The sequence below is a fragment of the Streptomyces sp. NPDC029466 genome (assembly GCF_055574515.1).
Window position 1 is genome coordinate 10,312 of record NZ_JBVHZH010000023.1, and the last position, 21,089, is coordinate 31,400.

At 71.7% G+C, this 21,089-nt stretch carries 21 protein-coding genes; 7 read left to right on the forward strand and 14 right to left on the reverse strand.

The features are described 5' to 3' along the window. Window positions 1-105: 105 nt before the first annotated feature. Both ACZ4XD_RS18800 and ACZ4XD_RS18805 read left to right on the forward strand, forming a co-directional pair. Complete coding sequence (locus tag ACZ4XD_RS18800) at window positions 106-1,005, forward strand: deoxyribonuclease IV (protein WP_468043419.1); 900 nt, start codon at window positions 106-108, stop codon at window positions 1,003-1,005. 40 nt (window positions 1,006-1,045) lie between these two features. Then, complete coding sequence (locus tag ACZ4XD_RS18805; protein ID WP_468043421.1) at window positions 1,046-1,558, forward strand: DUF4396 domain-containing protein; 513 nt, start codon at window positions 1,046-1,048, stop codon at window positions 1,556-1,558. Between the two features lie 45 nt (window positions 1,559-1,603). On the opposite strand, the gene ACZ4XD_RS18810 is transcribed toward ACZ4XD_RS18805, so the two are convergent. Further along, window positions 1,604-2,227: a sulfite oxidase-like oxidoreductase gene (locus ACZ4XD_RS18810; RefSeq protein ID WP_042161986.1), complete on the reverse strand. Its 624-nt coding sequence runs from the start codon at window positions 2,225-2,227 to the stop codon at window positions 1,604-1,606. A gap of 156 nt (window positions 2,228-2,383) precedes the next feature. Between ACZ4XD_RS18810 and bfr the strand changes: the two genes are divergently transcribed. Beyond that, window positions 2,384-2,860 carry a bacterioferritin gene (gene bfr / locus ACZ4XD_RS18815; protein ID WP_018093517.1) on the forward strand — a complete coding sequence of 159 codons (477 nt, stop codon included), beginning with the start codon at window positions 2,384-2,386 and terminating at the stop codon, window positions 2,858-2,860. A gap of 69 nt (window positions 2,861-2,929) precedes the next feature. Here bfr and ACZ4XD_RS18820 read toward each other — a convergent pair whose 3' ends face one another. Together ACZ4XD_RS18820 and ACZ4XD_RS18825 are read right to left on the reverse strand one after the other, a co-directional pair. Continuing rightward, the gene (locus ACZ4XD_RS18820) at window positions 2,930-3,184 is read right to left on the reverse strand and encodes a (2Fe-2S)-binding protein (protein WP_468043424.1); all 255 of its coding nucleotides are present in this window, start codon (window positions 3,182-3,184) and stop codon (window positions 2,930-2,932) included. Window positions 3,185-3,356: 172 nt separating this feature from the next. Then, entirely contained in the window at window positions 3,357-4,700 is a 1,344-nt protein-coding gene (locus ACZ4XD_RS18825; RefSeq protein ID WP_181018733.1) for a class II 3-deoxy-7-phosphoheptulonate synthase, read from the reverse strand. A 258-nt stretch (window positions 4,701-4,958) separates the two neighbouring features. Here ACZ4XD_RS18825 and ACZ4XD_RS18830 point away from each other — a divergent pair, with 258 nt between their 5' ends. Continuing rightward, window positions 4,959-6,968 (forward strand): anthranilate synthase family protein, encoded by a 2,010-nt coding sequence (locus tag ACZ4XD_RS18830; RefSeq protein ID WP_468043426.1) that lies wholly within the window; start codon window positions 4,959-4,961, stop codon window positions 6,966-6,968. Here ACZ4XD_RS18830 and ACZ4XD_RS18835 read toward each other — a convergent pair. The 5 genes from ACZ4XD_RS18835 to ACZ4XD_RS18855 all read right to left on the reverse strand — a co-directional run bounded on the left by ACZ4XD_RS18835 (window position 6,934) and on the right by ACZ4XD_RS18855 (window position 12,202). Then, complete coding sequence (locus tag ACZ4XD_RS18835; RefSeq protein ID WP_468043428.1) at window positions 6,934-7,950, reverse strand: 2-hydroxyacid dehydrogenase; 1,017 nt, start codon at window positions 7,948-7,950, stop codon at window positions 6,934-6,936. The two genes, ACZ4XD_RS18830 and ACZ4XD_RS18835, sit on opposite strands and share 35 nt — an antisense overlap. A 182-nt stretch (window positions 7,951-8,132) precedes the next feature. Beyond that, window positions 8,133-9,161 carry a 6-phosphofructokinase gene (locus tag ACZ4XD_RS18840; protein ID WP_468043430.1) on the reverse strand — a complete coding sequence of 343 codons (1,029 nt, stop codon included), beginning with the start codon at window positions 9,159-9,161 and terminating at the stop codon, window positions 8,133-8,135. 203 nt (window positions 9,162-9,364) lie between these two features. Continuing rightward, complete coding sequence (locus ACZ4XD_RS18845; RefSeq protein WP_468043562.1) at window positions 9,365-10,009, reverse strand: response regulator; 645 nt, start codon at window positions 10,007-10,009, stop codon at window positions 9,365-9,367. Window positions 10,010-10,077: 68 nt separating this feature from the next. After that, window positions 10,078-11,337 (reverse strand): MacS family sensor histidine kinase, encoded by a 1,260-nt coding sequence (gene macS, locus ACZ4XD_RS18850; protein WP_468043432.1) that lies wholly within the window; start codon window positions 11,335-11,337, stop codon window positions 10,078-10,080. A 133-nt stretch (window positions 11,338-11,470) separates the two neighbouring features. Continuing rightward, window positions 11,471-12,202, reverse strand: coding sequence for a lysophospholipid acyltransferase family protein (locus tag ACZ4XD_RS18855; RefSeq protein WP_042161973.1), 732 nt, complete (start codon window positions 12,200-12,202; stop codon window positions 11,471-11,473). A gap of 160 nt (window positions 12,203-12,362) precedes the next feature. On the opposite strand from ACZ4XD_RS18855, the gene ACZ4XD_RS18860 reads away from it, so the two are divergent. Next, the gene (locus ACZ4XD_RS18860; protein WP_468043434.1) at window positions 12,363-13,157 is read left to right on the forward strand and encodes an alpha/beta hydrolase; all 795 of its coding nucleotides are present in this window, start codon (window positions 12,363-12,365) and stop codon (window positions 13,155-13,157) included. Next, complete coding sequence (locus ACZ4XD_RS18865) at window positions 13,144-13,746, forward strand: hypothetical protein (RefSeq protein WP_468043436.1); 603 nt, start codon at window positions 13,144-13,146, stop codon at window positions 13,744-13,746. Before ACZ4XD_RS18860 ends, ACZ4XD_RS18865 begins: the two co-directional genes overlap by 14 nt. Before the next feature lies 1 nt (window position 13,747). On the opposite strand, the gene ACZ4XD_RS18870 is transcribed toward ACZ4XD_RS18865, so the two are convergent. From ACZ4XD_RS18870 to ACZ4XD_RS18895, 6 genes are all read right to left on the reverse strand, one after another. Continuing rightward, window positions 13,748-14,524 carry an endonuclease/exonuclease/phosphatase family protein gene (locus tag ACZ4XD_RS18870; protein WP_468043438.1) on the reverse strand — a complete coding sequence of 259 codons (777 nt, stop codon included), beginning with the start codon at window positions 14,522-14,524 and terminating at the stop codon, window positions 13,748-13,750. A 123-nt stretch (window positions 14,525-14,647) separates the two neighbouring features. Further along, window positions 14,648-15,589, reverse strand: a complete 942-nt coding sequence (locus ACZ4XD_RS18875; protein WP_042161967.1) for an ROK family glucokinase — start codon at window positions 15,587-15,589, stop codon at window positions 14,648-14,650. A gap of 122 nt (window positions 15,590-15,711) precedes the next feature. Beyond that, on the reverse strand, window positions 15,712-16,188 hold the full coding sequence (locus tag ACZ4XD_RS18880; protein ID WP_468043440.1) for a DUF5304 domain-containing protein: 477 nt from the start codon (window positions 16,186-16,188) through the stop codon (window positions 15,712-15,714). A 106-nt stretch (window positions 16,189-16,294) separates the two neighbouring features. Continuing rightward, window positions 16,295-17,497: an ArsA family ATPase gene (locus tag ACZ4XD_RS18885; protein ID WP_468043442.1), complete on the reverse strand. Its 1,203-nt coding sequence runs from the start codon at window positions 17,495-17,497 to the stop codon at window positions 16,295-16,297. A 2-nt stretch (window positions 17,498-17,499) separates the two neighbouring features. Then, the gene (locus tag ACZ4XD_RS18890; protein ID WP_468043444.1) at window positions 17,500-17,982 is read right to left on the reverse strand and encodes an SRPBCC family protein; all 483 of its coding nucleotides are present in this window, start codon (window positions 17,980-17,982) and stop codon (window positions 17,500-17,502) included. Between the two features lie 177 nt (window positions 17,983-18,159). Beyond that, the gene (locus ACZ4XD_RS18895) at window positions 18,160-18,936 is read right to left on the reverse strand and encodes a metallophosphoesterase family protein (RefSeq protein ID WP_042161959.1); all 777 of its coding nucleotides are present in this window, start codon (window positions 18,934-18,936) and stop codon (window positions 18,160-18,162) included. A gap of 276 nt (window positions 18,937-19,212) precedes the next feature. Between ACZ4XD_RS18895 and ACZ4XD_RS18900 the strand changes: the two genes are divergently transcribed. Continuing rightward, window positions 19,213-21,009 (forward strand): AMP-dependent synthetase/ligase, encoded by a 1,797-nt coding sequence (locus ACZ4XD_RS18900; protein ID WP_468043446.1) that lies wholly within the window; start codon window positions 19,213-19,215, stop codon window positions 21,007-21,009. The last annotated feature ends 80 nt before the right edge of the window (window positions 21,010-21,089 follow it).

Genomic DNA, 21,089 nt, shown 5'->3' on the forward strand with positions numbered 1-21,089 from the left:
ACAAGAGAAACCGAACAGCCCAGGGGCGGCCGGTCTCTTGCTCTCGCCGCCCCCCCCCCCCCCCCCCCCCCCCCCCCCCCCCCCCCCACCTGGCACCCTGGGAGGGTGAGTATCTCCCCCTCCCCGAAGAGCGCCGAGCAGCGCGCCCGTGCCCGTAATCCGGTCGGCGGCCATGTGCCGGTGGCCGGCGGTCTGGCGAAGACCGGCATTCCGTACGCCCAGGAGATGGGCGACGAGGTCGTGCAGGTCTTCGTGGCCAATCCGCGCGGCTGGGCGACGGTCCCCGGCAACCCCGGCCAGGACGAGGCGTTCCGGGCGGCCTGTGCGCAACAGGGGATTCCGGCGTACGTCCATGCGCCGTATCTGATCAACTTCGGTTCGCACACCGAGGCGACCGTCGAGAAGTCCGTGGCGTCGCTGCGCCACTCCCTGCGCCGCGGCCGGGAGATCGGTGCGCTCGGAGTGGTCGTGCACACCGGCTCGGCGACCGGCGGACGGGCCCGTGCGGTGGCGATGGCGCAGGTCAGGGAGCAGATGCGGCCGCTGCTCGACGAGCTGACGCATCCGGACGACCCCTGGCTGCTGCTGGAGCCGACGGCCGGGCAGGGGGCGTCGCTGTGCGCGCGGGCCGAGGACCTCGGTCCGTATTTCGACGCGCTGGACCGGCACCCCAAGCTGGGGGTCTGCCTCGACACCTGCCACGCGTTCGCCGCGGGGCACGACATGGCGGCGCCCGGCGGGATGAAGGCGCTGCTGGACGAGCTGGTGGAGGTCACCGGCGAGGGCCGGCTGAAGCTGATCCACGCCAATGACTCCAAGGATGTGGCCGGCGCCCACAAGGACAGGCACGAGAACATCGGCGCAGGTCACATCGGTGCGGAGCCGTTCGGCGAACTGTTCGTCCATCCGGCGACGGCCGGGGTGCCGCTGGTCGTCGAGACGCCGGGCGGCAAGGAGGGCCATGCGGCGGACGTGGCCCGGCTCAAGGAGCTGCGCGCGCCCTGAGCCCGCCGGCCAGGACCGCTGCCTCGCGTTGGGGGTTTCCATGGAACAGGCACCGCACGAGCACGGGGCGGCGGCACCCGACACCCGCGCCGCGGCCGTCCCGCCGGCCGCCGGCCCGGCGGGCTGGGCGCCGGCCGCCAGGGCGACCCTGCACTGTCTGACCGGCTGTGCCCTCGGCGAGATCCTCGGCATGGTGATCGGCACGGCGCTGAGCTGGCACAACGTCCCGACGATGGTTCTGGCGATCGTGCTGGCCTTCGTCTTCGGCTATGCGCTCACGGTGCGCGGCGTCCTGGCGGCGGGCGTCGGCCTCCGGGCGGCGCTCCGGGTCGCGCTGGCCGCCGACACGCTGTCCATCGCGGTCATGGAGCTGATCGACAACGGCGTGATCGTGCTCTGGCCGAGCGCCATGGACGCCCAGCTCTCGGACGCGCTGTTCTGGGGCGTCCTGGCGGCGTCCCTGGTGCTCGCCTTCGTGGTGACCACGCCGGTCAACAAGTGGATGATCGGCCGTGGGAAGGGGCATGCGGTGGTGCACCGGTACCACCACTGACCAGGCGCCCGCCGGATGACGGTAACCCGTCCCGGGGGCTCCGGCTCAGAGCTCGGGGCCGTCCCCGGGCTCTTCCTGGTACGAGTAGCGCTGCTCCCGCCACGGGTCGCCCAGGTTGTGATAGCCGCGTTCCTCCCAGAAGCCGCGGCGGTCGGCCCGCATGTATTCGATACCGCGGACCCATTTGGGCCCTTTCCAGGCGTACAGATGCGGCACGATCAGCCGGACCGGGAATCCGTGCTCCGCGGTGAGGAGTTCACCGGAGCGATGGGTGGCGAAGAGGCACTTCTCCGCGGCGAAATCCTCGATCCGCAAATTCGAACTGAAGCCGTACTCGGCCCACACCATGACATGGGTGGCATCGGGTGCCGGCGGCGCCAGCTCCAGGATCGTCCGGGTGCGTACCCCACCCCATTCGGCTCCCAGCATGCTGAATTTCGTCACGCAGTGCATATCCGCGACGACCGTGCTGTACGGCAGCGCCGTGAATTCCTCGTGCGACCAGCAGTGTTTCGCCCCGTCGGCGGTGGCGCCGAATGCCCGGAACTCCCAGCGTTCGGCGCGGAACTTCGGCACCGGCCCGTAATGCGTCACCGGCCAGCCCCGCTGGAGCCGCTGCCCCGGAGGCAGCTCCACAGGCTCCTCTTCGCGGCTTTCCGGCTGACCCATGCCTCCATGTTGTCAGACCGGAAGGGGTGCCGATGACCAGGGATGGGAGGGAATCGGGCAACTCGTACTAAGCGTGCACTTACTGGACGCCCCACTCCGGGCGGTGCGAGGATGCGCGGCACCTGCCCAGTTCTCGCGTGGAAGGAGCCCGCTGCCATGCAGGGCGACCCCGAGGTCATCGAATTCCTCAACGAGCAGCTGACCGCCGAGCTGACCGCGATCAACCAGTACTTCCTGCACGCCAAGATGCAGGAGAACTTCGGCTGGACGAAGCTCGCGAAGTACACCCGCTCCGAGTCCTTCGACGAGATGAAGCACGCGGAGATCCTGACGGACCGGATTCTCTTCCTCGACGGCCTGCCGAATTACCAGCGGCTGTTCCATGTCCGGGTCGGCCAGACCGTCACCGAGATGTTCCAGGCCGACCGGCAGATCGAGGTCGAGGCCATCGACCGGCTCAAGCGCGGTATCGAGCTCATGCGCAACAAGGGCGACATCACGTCGGCGAATATCTTCGAGGACATCCTCGCGGACGAGGAACACCACATCGACTATCTCGACACCCAGCTGGAACTGATCGAGAAGCTCGGAGAAGCGCTCTACATCGCCCAGGTCATCGAGCAGCCGAGCTGACCGAGCGGCCCACTGCCCGCACTCCGCGACGGCCGGGCCGGCACGGGGCGCTCACCCGCGCCCTGAGGGCTACGCGGCCTCCGAGAGCGCCGCTGGCACCACTGCGCCCGCCTCCGCGGCCAGCGGCTCGGACGCGCCGCTGTCGATGAGCTCCCGGCGGGGGCAGTCCCCCCGGCCGAGCAGTGACTGGATACGGCGCACACAGCCGCCGCAGTCGGTGCCGGCCTTGCAGGCGGAGGCGATCTGGCGGGGCGTGCAGGCGCCCGTGTCCGCGTGCTCGCGGACCTGCTGCTCGGTGATCCCGAAGCAAGAGCAGACGTACACGCGGTTCACCTCCGGTGGGAATCCCCACCGATCCGGGTGATCTTCAGTGAGGTAACCCTTACCTTACCTGGCCCGGCGGGGGCGGCACAACGCAGTGGGGCGCGGATCACAGGATCCGCGCCCCACCTCTGCTATGTCCCTGACCGTCGGTGCAGGTCAGCGGCTGGTCGCCTCACTGATCGCGGTACATCTCCGCCACCAGGAACGCCAGGTCGAGCGACTGGCTGCGGTTGAGCCGCGGGTCGCAGGCGGTCTCGTAGCGCTGGTGGAGGTCGTCGACGAAGATCTCGTCGCCGCCGCCCACGCACTCGGTGACATCGTCACCGGTGAGCTCGACGTGGATGCCGCCCGGGTGCGTGCCGAGGCTCTTGTGGACCTCGAAGAAGCCCTTGACCTCGTCCAGCACATCGTCGAAGCGCCGGGTCTTGTGACCGGAGGCCGCCTCGAAGGTGTTGCCGTGCATCGGGTCGCAGATCCAGGCGACCTGCGCGCCGGAGGCGGTGACCTTCTCGACCAGCTCGGGGAGCTTGTCGCGGATCTTGTCCGCTCCCATGCGGGTGATGAAGGTCAGCCGGCCCGGCTCCCGCTCCGGGTCGAGGCGCTCGATGAGCGTCAGCGCGTCCTGGGCGGTGGTCGTCGGGCCGAGCTTGACGCCGATGGGGTTGCGGATGCGCGAGGCGAACTCGATGTGCGCACCGTCCAGCTGACGGGTGCGCTCGCCGATCCAGACCATGTGGCCGGAGACGTCGTAGAGGTTGCCGGTGCGCGAGTCGACGCGGGTCAGCGAGGACTCGTAGTCGAGGACGAGTGCCTCGTGGGAGGCGTAGAACTCGACGGTGCGGAACTCCTCCGGGTTGACCCCGCAGGCGTTCATGAAGTTCATCGCGCGGTCGATCTCGCGGGCCAGCGCCTCGTAGCGCTGTCCGGAGGGCGAGGACTTCACGAAGTCCTGGTTCCAGGCGTGCACCTGCCGCAGGTCGGCGTAGCCGCCGGTGGTGAAGGCGCGCACGAGGTTCAGGGTCGCCGCGGAGGCGTGGTACATCCGCTTCAGCCGCTGCGGGTCCGGGATCCGGGCCGCCTCGGTGAACTCGAAGCCGTTGACGGAGTCGCCGCGGTAGGTCGGCAGCGTCACCCCGTCACGCGTCTCGGTGGGCTTGGAGCGCGGCTTGCTGTACTGGCCGGCGATCCGGCCGACCTTGACCACCGGCACGGAACCGGCGTAGGTCAGGACGGCGCCCATCTGGAGGAGCGTCTTGAGCTTGTTACGGATGTGCTCGGCGGATACGGCGTCGAAGGCCTCCGCGCAGTCGCCGCCCTGAAGCAGGAACGCCTCACCACGGGCGACCGCTCCCAGGCGCTCGCGCAGCTGGTCGCACTCGCCCGCGAAGACGAGCGGCGGATAGGACTCGAGCTCCGCGATCACATCGCGCAGAGCCTCTTGGTCCGGCCAGTCAGGCTGCTGCGCCGCGGGCAGGTCTTGCCAGGTGTTGCCACCGGCGTGGGTTTCAGCGTTCACGGTCACAAGCCCCACATTACGGGGTCCCGGCAGACTGTCCGTCCCGGCATCCGGACTTTGAGACGCACCGCACTCGGAGGGTCCGGTAGGGTGCCCTCCATGTGCACGCGACCTGCGATGAACAGCAACTGGTGGTGGACCGCTCATCCGGCGGCCCACTGATTCGCGCGCACAACCCACACTTCGCGAAGGCCGCCCGAGGGGCGGCCTTCAGCCTTTTCCGGCGGCCGTTCCTCCTCTCCTGGAAGGAACCCCGCCATGCACCGCGAGCCCCCCGCCCGCACCGGCGCCGCCGCGCTCGTCCAGCGGCTGCTCGACCCCGCCTGCCCGCCGTTCGCCCTGCTGCACCGCCGTACCCCGGGGCGGGACGCCGCCTCCCCCACCGTCGAGGTGCTGACCGGTGAGGTGACGGAGGTCGAGCGGCTGGCCGACATCCCGCTGGGCGAGGGCGTGCCGGACGCGCCGGTCACCGACGCGCTCGCGCTGATCCCGTTCCGGCAGATCCGCGAGCGCGGCTTCCGGGCCCATGACGACGGCACCCCGCTGGCCGTGCTGCGCCCGCGGGAGACCGCCGAGCTGCCCCTGGACGAGCTGCTGGCGGCGCTGCCCGCCCATGACGTGCGGGTGACCGACGGGGCGTTCGACGTGGACGACGACGCCTACGCCGGGATCGTCGGGCGGGTGGTCCGGGACGAGATCGGCACCGGCGAGGGCGCGAACTTCGTCATCCGCCGGACGTTCGAGGGCGAGATCGCGGACTTCTCGGCGGCCGGTGCGCTGGCGCTGTTCCGGCGGCTGCTGGCCGGTGAGCGCGGCGCGTACTGGACCTATGTCGTCCACCGACCCGGGGTGCACACGCTGGTCGGCGCCAGTCCCGAGGTGCATGTCCGAGCCTCCGGGGGGACGGTCGTGATGAATCCGATCAGCGGCACCTACCGCTACCCGGAGGGCGGCCCCACCGCCGAGAGCCTGCTGGCGTTCCTCGACGACCGCAAGGAGGTCGAGGAGCTGTCCATGGTGGTGGACGAGGAGCTGAAGATGATGTGCACCGTCGGCGACAAGGGCGGGGTGGTGATCGGGCCCCGGCTCAAGGAGATGGCGCATCTCGCGCACACCGAGTACGAGCTGCGCGGCCGGTCCACCCTCGATGTGCGCGAGGTGCTCAAGGAGACGATGTTCGCGGCGACGGTCACCGGGTCACCGGTGCAGAACGCCTGCCGGGTGATCGAGCGGCACGAGCCGGTGGACGCCGACGGCCGGGGGCGCGGCTACTACGCGGGGGCGCTGGCGCTGATCGGGCGGGACACCGGCGGAGCCCAGACACTGGACTCGCCGATCCTGATCCGTACCGCCGATATCTCCGCCGCCGGGCGGCTGCGGGTGCCGGTCGGGGCCACCCTCGTGCGCGGCTCCGACCCGCACGGCGAGGTCGCCGAGACGCACGCCAAGGCCGCGGGGGTGCTCAGCGCGCTGGGTGTGCGGCCGGCGCCCGCGCGCCCGGCGGACGGGGGGCGGCCGCCGCGGCTGGCCGACGACCCGCGGGTACGGGCCGCGCTGGACGCCCGCCGGGCCGATCTGGCGCCGTTCTGGCTGCGGATGCAGACCACCGCGCCCACCGCCGAGCTCAGCGGGCACGCCCTGGTCATCGACGCGGAGGACACCTTCACCGCGATGCTGGCGCATCTGCTGCGCACCTCGGGGCTGACCGTGACCGTGCGCCGCTTCGACGAGCCGGGGCTGCGCACGGCCGCCCTTGCGCACCGGGGCCCGGTGGTGCTGGGCCCGGGGCCGGGCGATCCGTCCGACGCCGCCGACCCCAAGATGCGCTTTCTGCGGTCGCTGACGGCCGAGCTCGTCGCGGGCCACCGGCATGGGCCCGCCCGTCTCCCGGCCACCGCCCCTCATCGAGGCCCTTCGGGCCGCCCCTGCTTGTTGGGGGTCTGCCTCGGCCATGAACTCCTCGCCGCGGAGCTGGGGTTGGAGATCGTCCGCAAGGAGGTGCCCTTCCAGGGCGCGCAGGAGCGGATCGAGTTCTTCGGGCGTGAGGAGACGGTCGGTTTCTACAACACCTTCACGGCCCGCTGCGATGACACCACCGCGGCCGAACTGGCGATGCACCGCGTGGAGTTGAGCCGGGACGCGGCCACCGGCGAGGTGCATGCGCTGCGCGGTCCGGGCTTCGCGGGGGTGCAGTTCCACCCGGAGTCGGTGCTGACCCTGGACGGTGCCTCGGTCACGGCGCAGCTTTTGGCAGCTGTCCTCGTGTGACCAGCATGTTCTCGTTGGTGCGGTGGGCCAGGTAGTCCTCGACGTTGGCCACGGTGGCCTCGATGATCTGGCCCACCGCGTCCTGGGTGAAGTACGCCTGGTGCGAGGTGACCAGCACGTTCCCGAAGGTCATCAGGCGGGCGAGGGTGTCGTCGCTGATGATGTCCAGGGACTTGTCGAAGAAGAAGAACGCGGCCTCCTCCTCGTAGACGTCCAGGCCGACGCCGGTGAGCCGGCCGGCCTTGAGCGTGTCGACGAGGGCCACGGTGTCGACCAGCCCGCCGCGGCTGGTGTTGATCAGGATCGCGTCGTCCTTCATCGCGGCCAGCGCGGCGGCGTCGACGAGATGCCGGGTGTCGTCGACCAGCGGGAGGTGCAGGGTGACCAGATCCGCCTCGGCGAACAGCCGCTCCCGGGCGACGTACTTCATACCGAGCTCGACACACTGCGGGTTCTCGACGAGGTCCCAGCCCAGCAGGTTCATGCCGAAGCCATGGGCGATCCGGGTGAAGGCCGTGCCGATCTTGCCGGTGCCGAGCACCCCGGCCGTACGACCGCGCAGATCGCGGCCCATCAGGCCGTCCAGCCGGAAGTCGAAGTTACGGGTGCGGTTCGTGGCCCGGACCAGCCGCCGGTCGACGGCCAGCGCCAGCGCCCAGGCGAATTCGGCGACCGCGTGCGGCGAGTAGTGGGCGACCCGGCCGACGCTCATCCCGAGGTCGGCCGCGGCCTCCAGATCGATGTTGTTGAAGCCGGTGGAGCGCTGGGCGATCATCTTCGTCCCGCCGGCCGCGAGGGTCTGGAGGACGTCCGCGCCCAGATCGGCGTTGACGCTGGAGCTGACGATCTCGTATCCACGGGCGATGGGGGCGGTGTCGCGGTTGAGGAAGACATTGAGGCTGCGGACCTGGTGGCGGCCGGCGAAGCCCCGCTCCAGGAACGGCTGCTCATCGGTCTGCACGCCGAAGGCGACGATCTCCACGAGCTCTCCCGGTTCTTCCGACGGTTGAGAATGTCCCGCTCTGTGAGCGAGAGGCCGGATATGCCGCGTACGGCGAATATACGGCCCCTCGCCCGGCGACGCCGCCCGGGATGTGGGACGGCGGGAGCGGTGCGCGGCCGGGCCCAGCGGCCGGGCCCAGCGGCCGGGCCCAGCGGCCGGGCTCAGCCGAAGAACACCCCGGCCTCGGCGTACAGCGCCGGATCGACGGTCTTCAGCTTGGCGGTGGCCTCCGCGATCGGCACCCGGACGATGTCCGTGCCGCGCAGCGCGACCATCGTGCCGAAGTCGCCGTCGCGCACCGCGTCGATGGCGTGCAGCCCGAAGCGGGTGGCCAGCCAGCGGTCGAAGGCGCTCGGGGTACCGCCGCGCTGGGTGTGCCCGAGGACCGTCGTCCGCGCCTCCTTGCCCGTCCGCGCCTCGATCTCCTTGGCCAGCCACTCCCCCACACCGGACAGCCGGACATGCCCGAAGGAGTCCGTGGAGTCGTCCTTGAGCACCATCTGTCCGTCCTTGGGCATCGCGCCCTCGGCGACGACCACGATCGGCGCGTAGCGGACCTTGAAGCGGGAGTCGATCCAGCGGCAGACCTGCTCGATGTCGAAGCGCTGCTCCGGGATGAGGATGACGTTCGCCCCGCCGGCGAGTCCGGAGTGCAGCGCGATCCAGCCGGCGTGCCGGCCCATCACCTCGACGACCAGGACCCGCATATGGGATTCGGCGGTGGTGTGCAGCCGGTCGATGGCTTCGGTGGCGACGCCGACGGCGGTGTCGAAGCCGAAGGTGTAGTCCGTGGCCGACAGATCGTTGTCGATGGTCTTGGGGACGCCGACGCAGGGGACGGCGTACTCGCCGGAGAGCCGGGCGGCGACGCCGAGGGTGTCCTCGCCGCCGATCGCGATCAGCGCCCCGATCTCGTGTTTGGTGAGCGTCTCCTTGATCCGGCGGACGCCGTCGTTCTCCTTGAAGGGGTTGGTCCGCGAGGAGCCGAGGACGGTGCCGCCGCGCGGCAGGATGCCGCGTACCGCCGGGATGTCCAGCGGTACCGTGTCGCCTTCCATCGGCCCGCGCCAGCCGTCCCGGAAGCCGACGAACTCGTATCCGTACTCCTGGGTGCCCTTGCGGACGAGGCCCCTGATCACCGCGTTCAGACCCGGGCAGTCGCCGCCGCCGGTCAGTACTCCGACCCGCATCGCTGCTTCACCTACATCCCGTCAGTGGCCGCACGCACACGGCCGGGTTCGATCCGACGCCGGTCACGCTAATGGTGATCTGGGTCACTCAGGGATGGGACAAACGGTGATGTCGGTGATTTATCCGGGAGTTGGGGCGAGGCGTTCACCCGTACGAGCGGACCGCATCCGGCCGCGGCCGGTACGGCCGGTGAACGCGCCGGTCACGCCTCGTCGAGACCGCGCTCGATCGCATACCGCACCAGCTCCACCCGGTTGTGCAACTGGAGCTTGCCGAGGGTGTTCTGGACGTGGTTCTGCACCGTGCGGTGCGAGATGACCAGGCGTTCGGCGATCTGCTTGTACGAGAGTCCCTTGGCGACCAGCCGCAGCACCTCGGTCTCCCGGTCCGTCAGCTGCGGTGCGCCCGGCTCGTCCGGCGTCGCCGGGGCCGGCTCGGTCGCCAGCCTGCGGTACTCACCGAGCACCAGACCCGCCAGGCCCGGGGTGAACACCGCGTCGCCGGCGGCCGTGCGCCGCACCGCGTCCAGCAGCTCCGCCGTGCTCGCCGACTTCAGCAGATAGCCGGTCGCCCCGGACTTGACCGCTTCCAGGACATCGGCGTGCTCACCGCTCGCGGACAGCACCAGCACCCGCAGCGCCGGATTGGCGCCGACCAGTTCCTTGCACACCCGGACGCCGGGCAGCCCCGGCAGATTGAGGTCCAGGACCAGCACATCGGGCGAGGCGGCCTGCGCCCGCCGCACCGCCTGGAGGCCGTCACCGGCCGTCGCGACCACGTCGAACCCGGCCTCCGCCAGATCCCGCGCGACCGCGTCCCGCCACATCGGGTGGTCGTCGACCACCATGACCCTCAGGGCCGTCTGCTCGCCCACGCCGGCACCGCTCCGCGCGGCCTCGTCCCGCTCCGTGCTGCTCACGCTCTCGCCTTCCCCCGCCTTCCGCCCTCGGGCGCCGTGCCCTTGGGGACCGTCAACTCCACTTCCGTGCCCTGGCCAGGGACCGAGACCCACTCCGCGGTGCCGCCCAGATCCCGCAGCCGGCCGCGGATCGACAGGGCCACCCCCATCCGGCCCTCGCGCTCGGCGTCCGCGAGCCGGCCCTCGGGAATGCCGGGGCCGTCGTCGCGGACCGTCACGATCACCGCCCGCGGCTCATCCTCCACCAGGATCCACGCACGGGCCCCGTCCCCCGCGTGCACCCGCACATTGTCCAACGCCGCACTGACAGCGGCCGCGAGCTCGGCCGCCGCGGCGGCCCGCAGCAGCACCGCGGCACCGGGCTCGGAGAACGTCACCCCGGCGCCCGCGAAGGGCGCGAGCAACGCCCGCACGTCACACGGCCCGTCGGCGTCGGGCTCCGGTGCCGGTGCCGGTACGGCCGGGGCGGCGCCCCTCTCGTCCGGCTCGCTCCCGTCGGCCGGGTGCGGCACGGTCCGCGCCGCACCGTCCGGCCCGCCCCCGCGCGGCGGCGACACCAGCCCGCCGGCGACCAGGGTCCGCAGCGCGACCTCCTGCTCCCCGGCCATCCGGCCCAGTTCGGCCGCCTCGCCGCCGATCGCGGCGCCGCGCCGCTGCACCATCGCCAGGACCTGGAGCACGCTGTCGTGGATGTCGCGGGCCAGCCGCTCCCGCTCGCGGGTGGCGGCCTCTATCTGGAGCGCACGGGCGAGGGTGCGCTCACTGGCGCGGGCCACCTCGACGACATAGCCGATGGCGACGCTGGCCACCCACACCAGCACCACGTTGTGGATCGTGTCCCGGGCCAGCTCCTGGCGCTCGACGAGGTTGGCCACCGCCACCGCGCTGGAAGCCACCGCGGCCCAGCGCCAGCCGCCCTTGATCGCGAAGCCCAGGACGGCGCCCGCCGTCCAGATGGAGGGCAGCGTCGGCGCGCCGTCCATGATGCGGGCGTGGCTGTCGACCAGCGGGGTGAGCAGGATGCCGCCGACCGCGAAGCCGAGGTCGGCGAGCAGGAAGTGCCGGGTGCAGCGCTCCGCGGAGGTCGTCCGGCGCCAGGTCAGCACCATCCAGAGCGTGAGCGCGCCCATATAGGCGGCGGCGCCCAGCGGGTGGTCGTACTTCCGGTAGGAGAGCCCGACCAGGCACAGGGTGTAGACGAGGGTCAGGATGCGGTAGCCGGTGAGCGCGCGCCACAGCGGCAGCTCGACGGACATCCGCACCACCTTCGGCGGCTTGTCTTTGCCCCTGGCGCCCGGGCCGCCGCGCACGGTCCGTGTCTCCGTATCCGTCATTGCCGGCCCCCACCCCTCGCCGGGCGCCCCCGCGCCCGGCCTCGGCTCTGCCCGTCTATTCGGCGGCTGCCTTCTTGGCCTGCTCCGCCTCGGCCTGCTGCTTCGCCTCGGCCTTCGCCGCCTCGGCGATCTGCCGCTTGGCCGCGGTCGCGTAGATGTCGACGTACTCCTGGCCGGACAGCTTCATGATCTCGTACATGACCTCGTCGGTGACCGACCGCAGGATGAAGCGGTCGCCCTCCATGCCCTGATAGCGGGTGAAGTCCAGCGGCTTGCCGATACGGATGCCCGGTCGGATCATCTTCGGCACGATCTTGCCCGGCGGCTGCACCTTCTCGGTGTCGATCATCGCCACGGGGATGACCGGCGCGCCGGTGGCCAGCGCCACCCGTGCCAGCCCGCCCGGCTTGCCACGGTAGAGCCGGCCGTCCGGGGAGCGGGTGCCCTCCGGGTAGATGCCGAACAGCTCACCGCGCTCCAGGACCTCGATGCCGCTCTTGATGGCCGCCTCGCCCGCGCCGCGGCCGCCCGAGCGGTCGACCGGCAGCTGGCCCACGCCCTTGAAGAACGCGGCGGTCAGCTTGCCCTTGACGCCCGGGGAGGTGAAGTACTCCGACTTGGCGATGAAGGTGACCTTGCGGTCGAGCACCGCGGGCAGGAAGAAGGAGTCCGAGAAGGACAGGTGGTTGCTCGCGAGGATCGCAGGACCCTCGGCGGGAATGTTCTCGATGCCTTCCACCCAGGGCCTGAAGGCAAGCTTCAGCGACCCGCCGATGGAAAACTTCATTGCGCCGTAGATCAACCGACTGCCTCCTGTGTGTGACGCAAAGACCTTAACCTGCCCCGGTGGCGCACTCGCGCCGTGGCCGCCGCCGGACCTACCCGCTTGCCGTCACTTTGCGTACCCTGAGGTAACTCGCCAGCCCCTCATCGATCGGAGTCCCCCGGTGCCGCTCCTTCCCGGAGCCGAGCCGTTCCGCCGTGACGGCGGAGAGGTCGGCGTCCTCGTGTGCCACGGCTTCACCGGCTCCCCCCAGTCCGTCCGCCCCTGGGCCGAATACCTGGCCGACCGCGGACTGACGGTCGCCCTCCCGCTGCTGCCCGGTCACGGCACCCGCTGGCAGGACATGCAGATCACGACCTGGCAGGACTGGTACGCCGAGGTCGACCGCGAGCTGCGCGCGCTGACCGAGCGCTGCTCCAAGGTCTTCGTCTGCGGCCTGTCGATGGGCGGCGCGCTGGCGCTGCGGCTGGCCGCCAAGCACGGCGACGCGATCAGCGGGGTGGCGGTGGTCAACCCGGCCAACAAGCTCCATGACGCGGCCGCCCCGCTGCTCCCGGTGCTGCGGTATCTCGTACGGACCACCAAGGGCGTGGTCAGCGACATCGCCAAGCCCGGCGCCGAGGAGGTCGGCTACGAGCGGGTGCCGCTGCACGCCGCGGATTCGCTGCGCCGGTTCTTCGGGCAGGTCGACTCCGAACTCCCGGGCGTCACCCAGCCGTTGCTGGTGATGACCAGCCCGCAGGACCATGTCGTACCGGCGGCGGACTCCGAGCGGATCCTCGCCCGGGTCTCCTCCACGGACGTGCGGCAGACGCTGCTGGAGCGCAGCTACCACGTCGCGACGCTGGACCACGACGCCGAGCAGATCTTCCGGGACACCTTCGCCTTCATCGCCCGGCTCGCGCCGGAGGCAGCGGACCCGGCACACGAGGGGACGGCGGCCAGTGGCGGAGCGTAGCCCCCGTGACCCCCGGGACCCGCTGGACGAAGAGGCCGCCTGGGCCGAGATCGTGGCGGGCTACGGCGAGCAGCCGTCGTTCCCCGTGGGCGGCGGTGACGGCGGGGACGGGACGGCCGGGAAGGACGGGACGGCCGGGAAGGACGGCAAGGACGGCGCGGCCGAGAAGCCCGAGGCCGCCGCCCCGTCCGAAACGGCCGGGAAGGACGGCACCGGAGCCGAGGACGGCACCGGCGACGCCGCGCGGCCGGGCAGCTTCGTGGTCTTCGCGCCGGGTGTCGGCCCGCGCAACTGGACCCCCTCGGAAGCGTCCGACGACGACTTCGACGAGACCGACGAGGGCCACTTCACCCCGCCCGAGCCGCCCCCGCTGCCGAAGGCCGATGTCACCGCCAAGTTCGCCTGGCTCGCGGTGATCGGCGGCCCGCTGCTGCTGGTCGCCATGGTGCTGCTCCAGCAGCCGGTGACATGGTGGATCACGGTCCTGGGCATCGGTGGCTTCCTCGGCGGCTTCGCCACCCTGGTGGCCCGGATGAAGGACGACGACGAGGACGACAACGACCTGCCGGGCAGCGGCGCGGTGGTGTGAGTCAGCCGCCGGCCGGCACCCGCAGTGCGGCCAGCACCGGCAGATGATCCGTGGCGGCGCGCAGGTCGGTCTCCCGTACCCCCGCCAGCCCGTGCGGCACACCGCAGCCCAGGACCTCCACACCCGCCGTGGTGAAGATCGCGTCGATCCGCTGATGCGGGTCGTGCGGCGTGGAGGTGAACTCCCCGCCCCACGGCTTGGCCGCCCAGGCGTCCGTGAGCGCCCCCGCCAGCCGCCGGAAGCTGCGGCCCTCCGGCCGGTCGTTGAGGTCACCCCCGGCGACGGCGTACGGCACGTCCAGCGCGGCCAGCCGCTCCAGCAGCAGCCCGGCCTGCTCGTAGCGCTCCCGGTCGGCGAGGCTGAGATGGCAGCTGAGCACCCCGAGCCGGGCCCCGCCGATCCGGACCACGGCGAGCGCGAAACCGCGCTGGTGCAGCCCGGGGGTGCGGGGCAGCAGCACCTCCTCCGTACGCTCCACATGGGCGCGCAGGGTGGAGAGGATCATCGGGCCCGCGGTCGTCGCGCCGCCGCTGACGTACACCAGACCGGTCGCCCGGGCCAGCTTCTCGGCGGCCTTGCGCCAGCGGAAGAACCGCGGCGCCTCCTGGATCAGCACGAGATCGGGTGCGCAGGCCCGGATCACCCGGGCCAGTGCCGCCCGGTCGTCGCGCAGCGAGCGGATGTTGTAGCTGAGCACCCGGATCACGGCCGCACCGCCGCGTCCTGACGCCCCGGCGGCGGGGCCGGGTTCGGTGGCGGAGGCGGGGAGCGAGATCACGGCGGCAGGTCCTCTCACCGGGAGGGTCACGCGGGCCAAGATAGAGCACCGCCCGCCGCTCCCCCACGGGGCGCGACGGACGGTGCCGTACGGATGAGCGGGCGCCGCGCGCCCGGTGGCGGGTCAGCCCTGGCGTGCCAGGTCGGCCGCGCCGACCAGACCGGCCTTGCCGCCGAGCTGGGCGGCGAGCACCTGGGCGTGCGGCCGCCACTGGTTGCCGACCAGCCAGCGGCGGAAGGACTTGCGGATCGGCCCCAGGACCAGTTCGCCCTCGTCCGAGACGCCGCCGCCGACGATGAACGCGGACGGGTCGAAGAGCGAGGCGAGGTCGGCGAGCCCGGCGCCGGCCCAGCGGGCCAGTTCGCGGAACGAGTCGATGGCGACCGGGTCACCCTGGCGGGCGGCCTCACTCACGTGCCGGCCCTCGATGCCCTCGGAGGTGCCGTCACCGAGCGACAGCAGGATCTGGGCGTTCTCGGGGGTGGCGAAGGCGCGCTGGCGGGCGTAGCGCAGCAGGGCGCGGCCGGAGGCGTACTGCTCCCAGCAGCCCTGGTTGCCGCAGCCGCACAGCAGACCGTCGGGGACGACCCGGATGTGCCCGAACTCCGCGGCGACGCCGAAGCGGCCACGGCGCAGCTTGTTGCCGATGATGATGCCGCCGCCGAGGCCGGTGCCGAGGGTGATGCAGATGACGTCGCTGTGGCCCTGGCCGGCGCCGAACTTGTACTCGCCCCAGGCCGCCGCGTTGGCGTCGTTCTCGACCACCACGGGCAGGCCGACGCGCTGTTCGACCTTGTCCTTGAGCGGTTCATGGCGCCAGTCGATGTTCGGTGCGAACAGGACCGTGGCGCGCTTCTCGTCGACATAGCCGGCGGCACCGATGCCGACGGCCTCGACATGATGGCCCGCGCCGACGGTGCGTACCGCCTCGGCGATGGCCTCGGTCAGCGCATCGGTGGCATGCGGGGTCGGCACCTGGCACGTCTCAAGGATCGAGCCCTCTTCGTCGACCACGCCGGCCGCGATCTTCGTGCCGCCGATGTCGACGCCGATGGTGAGTCCCATGTGTCCCTCAGTTTTTCGCTCGAACCCCGCCGGGACCCACCGTACCGGAGGCCGGGGTGCCGCCCACGTTCTTCGGGCTGTAGGGGTGGGGACACCCCGCGTACACCGGCGGCCCGGGGGGCTCAGTCGAGGTCGATCCGCTCGGTGCCGGTGGGGCCGTCGTCGTCGCGCGGATCGTCCTCGCGGCGGGCGTCGGGCCGGTCGCCGAGGTCCTCACGGGTCCAGCGGCGCTCGCTGCCCTCGACGGCGGAGCGGTAGGCGGCGAGCAGCTCGGAGCCGGCCGCGGCGAGGTGGTCGAAGATATCGGGGTTGCGCTCGATGACCGGCTCGACGGCCGCCTTGGCCTGCTTGAACAGCTGGTTGACGGCGCCCTGTGCGGCGATCCCGCCGAGCGCGCCGGGCAGCTGGATACCGGCGAGCTTGTCGGTCACCGCCTCCGCGAGCTTGCGCAGTTCCTCGGCGGCGCTGCCCGGCTGCGGGCCGTGGGCGGCGCGGTGCCGGGCCTTCTCGGCCGCGAGGTCCTCGGCGCAGGCGGTCGACCAGGCGTCGGCATCGGGCTCGGCCCGGCGGTCGGCGGGGCGCTCGGTGGCATCACTCATGGGGAACTCCGTGACTCCTGCTGCGAGGCGGTACGGCGAAGCAGTGCGGGACGGGCACGTCGGGGCGGGGCCCACCCTCGACGTTACCCGAACGGTGGTAGCGCGTTCAGTCGCTCTTGGGCCACAGGTCCGGATCCGGGGTGAAGCGGATCTCCAGGGCGCCGTCGCGCAGTCCGGCGCCGGAGACGGTGCAGCGGCGCAGCGCGGAGGGCAGCGTACGGATCCGCCGGAAGCGGCCGACGGTGACCACGATCTCGTCGCCGCGGCGCACCAGACCGAGGCCCCGGCGTTCGGCACCGGGCAGCGGCACCCGCCAGACGAGGATGCCGTCGGTGGCCAGCCGGTCCTCGACGGTCCAGGGGTCGAGCCGGCGTCCGCCGGCGGGCCCTTCCGTGCCGATGCCGCCGGCCGGGCCGCCGATCAACTCGTCGAGCTCATCGACGCCCTGGGGGTCCCGGCCCAGGTGCGGGACCTCGTGGACGGGGAGGTCGGGGAACTCCTCGCGCAGTGCCTTGAGGGCGGTCTGCTGGCTGCCGGAGAGCGCGGCGAGGAACGGGTCGGCCGAGCCGGTGGGCAGCAGCCGGTTGACGACCAGGCCGTCGGTGCGCCGGCCGTGCAGCGCGAGTCCGGCGCGGAGGGTGCGCAGCGTGGCGGCGGCGACCGGGCCGGCTTCGGTGACCAGACGTACGGAGGTGCCGGGGTCATCGATCGTCCGCTGGACGGCGGCGAGTTCGGTCTCCCAGCGCTCGGCGGCGTCGTACAGCTTCTGGGCGGGCATCGGGACGCCGGCCAGCTGGGCGAGCACCGGGCGCAGCGCCCGGGCCGCCTGCCGCTCGGGCGGCAGCAGCCGGCGCAGATAGCGGCGCACCTGGGCCGGCAGGGCGAGCAGCCGGACGGTCTCGGCGGCCGACGGCATGTCGACGACGACGAGGTCCCAGTCGTCCGAGGCGTGTTCGGCGCGCAGCGCGTGCAGCAGCGCGAAGTCCTCGGAGCCGGGGAGTTCGGTGAGCTCGTCCTCGTCGAGGGGCGCGGCGCCGAGCAGGTCGAGGGCGGCGCCGGCGCGCTCCTGGAAGGCGAGGAACTCCTGGCGGAAGCGGTCGCCGGGGTCGATCCGGCGGGCGTGCAGACCGGGGGCTATCGGGGTGGGCGCGTCGGCGCCGAGGGGCGTGCCCAGCACCGTTTCCGGTGCGCTGCTCCCCGTGGTGAGCAGCAGGGCCCGCTCGCCCCGGCGGGCGCCGGCCAGGGCGGTCGCGGCGGCGAGCGTGGTGCGGCCCGCACCGCCGGTGCCCGTGACGAGGACGAGGCGCACGCTCAGAGCTTCTTGGCCTCGTCGGCGGGCGTCCGCGGGCCGTCGTGGCCGCTCTCGACGCGCTTCTTCAGCCCGGCCAGCGCGCGGTCGATGATGACCTTCTCGGCCTTGCGCTTGATCATGCCGAGCATCGGGATCTTGACGTCGACGGTGAGCTGGTAGGTCACCTCGGTACGTACGCCGTTGCCGAGCGCGGAGAGGTGGTAGGAGCCGTCGAGGGCGCGCAGCATCTGGGACTTGACCAGGGACCAGCTGACCTCGTTCTCACCGGTCCAGGTGTAGGCCAGGGTGTGGTCGTCCTTGATCGCGCCGGCGTCCAGCAGCAGGCGCACCTGCTCGGCGCGGCCGCGGTCGTCCTTGGCGAGCACCTCTGCCTCTTTGACCTCTCCGGTCCATTCCGGGTAGCGGTCAAAGTCGGCGATCACTCCCATCACTTCGGCGGGTGCCGCCTCGATCGTGATGCTCGAGCTGGTGTGTTCGGCCATCGCCGTGACTCCTCCATGCCGATTCATGTCGGTCCGCCGACTTGCTGAAACGCGGTGTCTCTGCTGCTGAAGGCTACCGCGCGGGGGAACGGGGGCGGACACCAGCAGGCCCGGAACGACGGGGCGGGGCGGCCGGCCGGCCCGCTCCCCCGGGCTCACGACCAGAGGTGTCCGGGCTCACCACTCCAGGACATAGGGCGTCCCGGTCGCGTTGAAGTGGCCGACATTGACGCATTCCGTGCCCTCGATACGGGCCCGGCGGACGAGCGGCTGGTGCACATGGCCGAAGAGCGAGTAGCGCGGCCGGGTGGTGCGGATGGCGTGCAGCAGGGCCGCGCTGCCGCGCTCGAAGCGGCGGGCGACGGTGTCGTAGCAGAGCTCGGGGACGTCGGGCGGGATATGGGTGCACAGCACGTCCACCTCGCCGACCGCCTCGATCTTCGCGGCGTACTCCTCGTCGCTGATCTCGTAGGGCGTGCGCATGGGGGTGGTCAGGCCGCCGCCGACGAACCCGAAGACCCGGCCGCCGATCTCCACCCGCTGGCCGTCCAGGACGGTGGTGCCCGGTCCGGCGTACTCGGGCCACAGGCGCGGTATGTCGACGTTGCCGTAGGTGGCGTACGTGGGAGTCGGGAAGGCGGCGAAGAGTTCGGCGTACTGCCGGCGGACCGCGCCCTCGATGACCGACTCCCGGCTCACGCCCGTACGGTCCAGCTCGCCCCACAGCCGGCGGCCCAGGGCGCGGGCCTCCTCGAAGCGGCGGGCGGTGCGCAGTTCGACCAGGGCGTCCGCGTTCGCGGTGCCGAAGAGGTCGGGGAAGATGCCGCGCGAGTGGTCGGCATAGTCGAGGAAAAGGACCAGGTCACCGAGGCAGACCAGGGCATCGGCGCCGGCTCCGGCCGCCGCCAGGTCCCGGCTGTTGCCGTGGACGTCACTGACCACATGCACACGCATGGCGTCACCCTAGATCGCGCGCGCGGCCCACGGGAGACGGGGTCCCGCAGCCGGAGTTACTTTCGGGTCACCTACCCATTGGTCTAGTCTGCGCGGGTCAGTCCCCATGGCGTGTCCCGCAGCTGTGACGCATCGAACATCTGGCCGTTCCCCCCTATCCCAACTGCGATACCGATGGGTAACGTCCGGGCAGTCCAATCCCCCTTGCATGATCGTGGACCGCCGCCGGTGCAACACACAGCGTCGTGGCGCCGGCGCTTTTGAGGAGCAGCAGTCTTGCGCGAGTTCAGCCTTCCGGCCCTGTACGAGGTCCCCGCGGACGGCAATCTGACGGATCTCATCCGCCGAAATGCCGCGCAGCATCCGGATGTTGCCGTCATGGGACGCAAGGTGAACGGAGCGTGGCAGGACGTCACCGCCGCCACCTTCCTCGCCGAGGTCCGCGCCGCCGCCAAAGGTCTGATCGCCTCCGGGGTCCGGCCCGGCGACCGGGTCGGTCTGATGTCGCGCACCCGTTATGAGTGGACACTGCTGGACTTCGCCATCTGGAGCGCCGGCGCGATCACCGTCCCCGTGTACGAGACCAGTTCCGCCGAGCAGATCCAGTGGATCCTGGGGGACTCCGGCGCGGTGGCCTGTCTGGTGGAGAGCCCCACCCACGAGGCGACCGTCGAGTCGGTCCGCGACCGGCTGCCCGAGCTGGAGAACATCTGGCAGATCGAACGGGACGCCATCGCCCGGCTCCAGGCCGCGGGCGCCGACATCTCCGACGACGAGGTGGAGGCGCGCAGCGCGCTCGCCGACGCGGACTCGCCCGCGACCATCGTCTACACCTCCGGCACCACCGGCCGCCCCAAGGGCTGTGTGCTCAGCCACCGCAGCTTCTTCGCCGAGTGCGGCAACATCGTCGAGCGACTGCGGCCGCTGTTCCGCACGGGCGAGTCCTCGGTGCTCCTCTTCCTCCCCATCGCGCATGTCTTCGGCCGGCTGGTGCAGGTCGCCGCGGTGATGGCACCCATCAAGCTGGGCCACGCCCCCGACATCAAGAACCTCACCGACGACCTCGCCTCCTTCCGGCCGAAGCTGGTCCTGGGCGTGCCCCGGGTCTTCGAGAAGGTCTACAACTCGGCGCGGGCCAAGGCGCAGGCCGACGGCAAGGGCAAGATCTTCGACAAGGCGGCGGACGTCGCGATCGCCTACAGCCGCGCGCTGGACACCCCGGCGGGCCCGACGTTCGGTCTGAAGCTGAAGTACAAGGTCTTCGACCGGCTCGTGTACGGCAGGCTGCGCGCCGTCCTCGGCGGCCGCGCCACCCACGCCATCTCCGGCGGCGCCCCGCTCGGTGAACGCCTCGGCCACTTCTACCGCGGTATCGGCTTCACCGTCCTGGAGGGCTACGGCCTGACGGAGTCCTGTGCGGCCACCGCCTTCAACCCGTGGGACCGGCAGAAGATCGGCACCGTCGGCCAGCCGCTGCCCGGCTCGGTCGTGCGGATCGCCGACGACGGCGAGGTGCTGCTGCACGGCGAGCACCTGTTCACCGAGTACTGGAACAACCCGTCGGCCACCAAGGAGGCGCTGTCCGACGGCTGGTTCCACACCGGCGACCTCGGCACCCTCGACGAGGACGGCTACCTCGCCATCACCGGCCGCAAGAAGGAGATCCTCGTCACCGCGGGCGGCAAGAACGTCGCCCCGGCGGTGATCGAGGACCGGATCCGGGCGCACGCCCTGATCGCCGAGTGCATGGTCGTCGGCGACGGCCGGCCGTTCATCGGCGCGCTGGTCACCCTCGACGAGGAGTTCCTGCCCCGCTGGGCCGAGGAGCACGGCCACCCCGCCGATGTGACGCCGTCCCGGATCGCCGAGGACCCGGAGCTGCTGGCCGCCGTCCAGCGCGCGGTCGACGACGGCAACGCGGCCGTCTCCAAGGCCGAGTCGGTGCGCAAGTTCCGCATCCTGCCGACCCAGTTCACCGAGGAGTCGGGCCATGTCACGCCGTCGCTGAAGCTCAAGCGGAACGTGGTCGCCAAGGACTTCGCGGAGGACATCGAGGCGCTCTACCGCGCGTAGCGGCGGCCCCCGCCGGGCCGTTCGGCCTTCCGTGATCCGCCGTCGTGGCCGCGCCACGGCGGCGGATTCGTCATGGGACC

What these genes read in the sequence shown, in the direction of transcription:
- ACZ4XD_RS18880 (WP_468043440.1), bottom strand. Translation starts at nt 16,188, where the DNA reads ATGAGTGATGCCACCGAGCGCCCCGCCGACCGCCGGGCCGAGCCCGAT.
- ACZ4XD_RS18890 (WP_468043444.1), bottom strand. Translation starts at nt 17,982, where the DNA reads ATGGCCGAACACACCAGCTCGAGCATCACGATCGAGGCGGCACCCGCC.
- bfr (WP_018093517.1), top strand. Translation starts at nt 2,384, where the DNA reads ATGCAGGGCGACCCCGAGGTCATCGAATTCCTCAACGAGCAGCTGACC.
- ACZ4XD_RS18895 (WP_042161959.1), bottom strand. Translation starts at nt 18,936, where the DNA reads ATGCGTGTGCATGTGGTCAGTGACGTCCACGGCAACAGCCGGGACCTG.
- ACZ4XD_RS18845 (WP_468043562.1), bottom strand. Translation starts at nt 10,009, where the DNA reads ATGGTGGTCGACGACCACCCGATGTGGCGGGACGCGGTCGCGCGGGAT.
- ACZ4XD_RS18875 (WP_042161967.1), bottom strand. Translation starts at nt 15,589, where the DNA reads ATGGGACTCACCATCGGCGTCGACATCGGCGGCACGAAGATCGCGGCC.
- ACZ4XD_RS18840 (WP_468043430.1), bottom strand. Translation starts at nt 9,161, where the DNA reads ATGCGGGTCGGAGTACTGACCGGCGGCGGCGACTGCCCGGGTCTGAAC.
- macS (WP_468043432.1), bottom strand. Translation starts at nt 11,337, where the DNA reads ATGTCCGTCGAGCTGCCGCTGTGGCGCGCGCTCACCGGCTACCGCATC.
- ACZ4XD_RS18805 (WP_468043421.1), top strand. Translation starts at nt 1,046, where the DNA reads ATGGAACAGGCACCGCACGAGCACGGGGCGGCGGCACCCGACACCCGC.
- ACZ4XD_RS18830 (WP_468043426.1), top strand. Translation starts at nt 4,959, where the DNA reads ATGCACCGCGAGCCCCCCGCCCGCACCGGCGCCGCCGCGCTCGTCCAG.
- ACZ4XD_RS18810 (WP_042161986.1), bottom strand. Translation starts at nt 2,227, where the DNA reads ATGGGTCAGCCGGAAAGCCGCGAAGAGGAGCCTGTGGAGCTGCCTCCG.
- ACZ4XD_RS18855 (WP_042161973.1), bottom strand. Translation starts at nt 12,202, where the DNA reads ATGAAGTTTTCCATCGGCGGGTCGCTGAAGCTTGCCTTCAGGCCCTGG.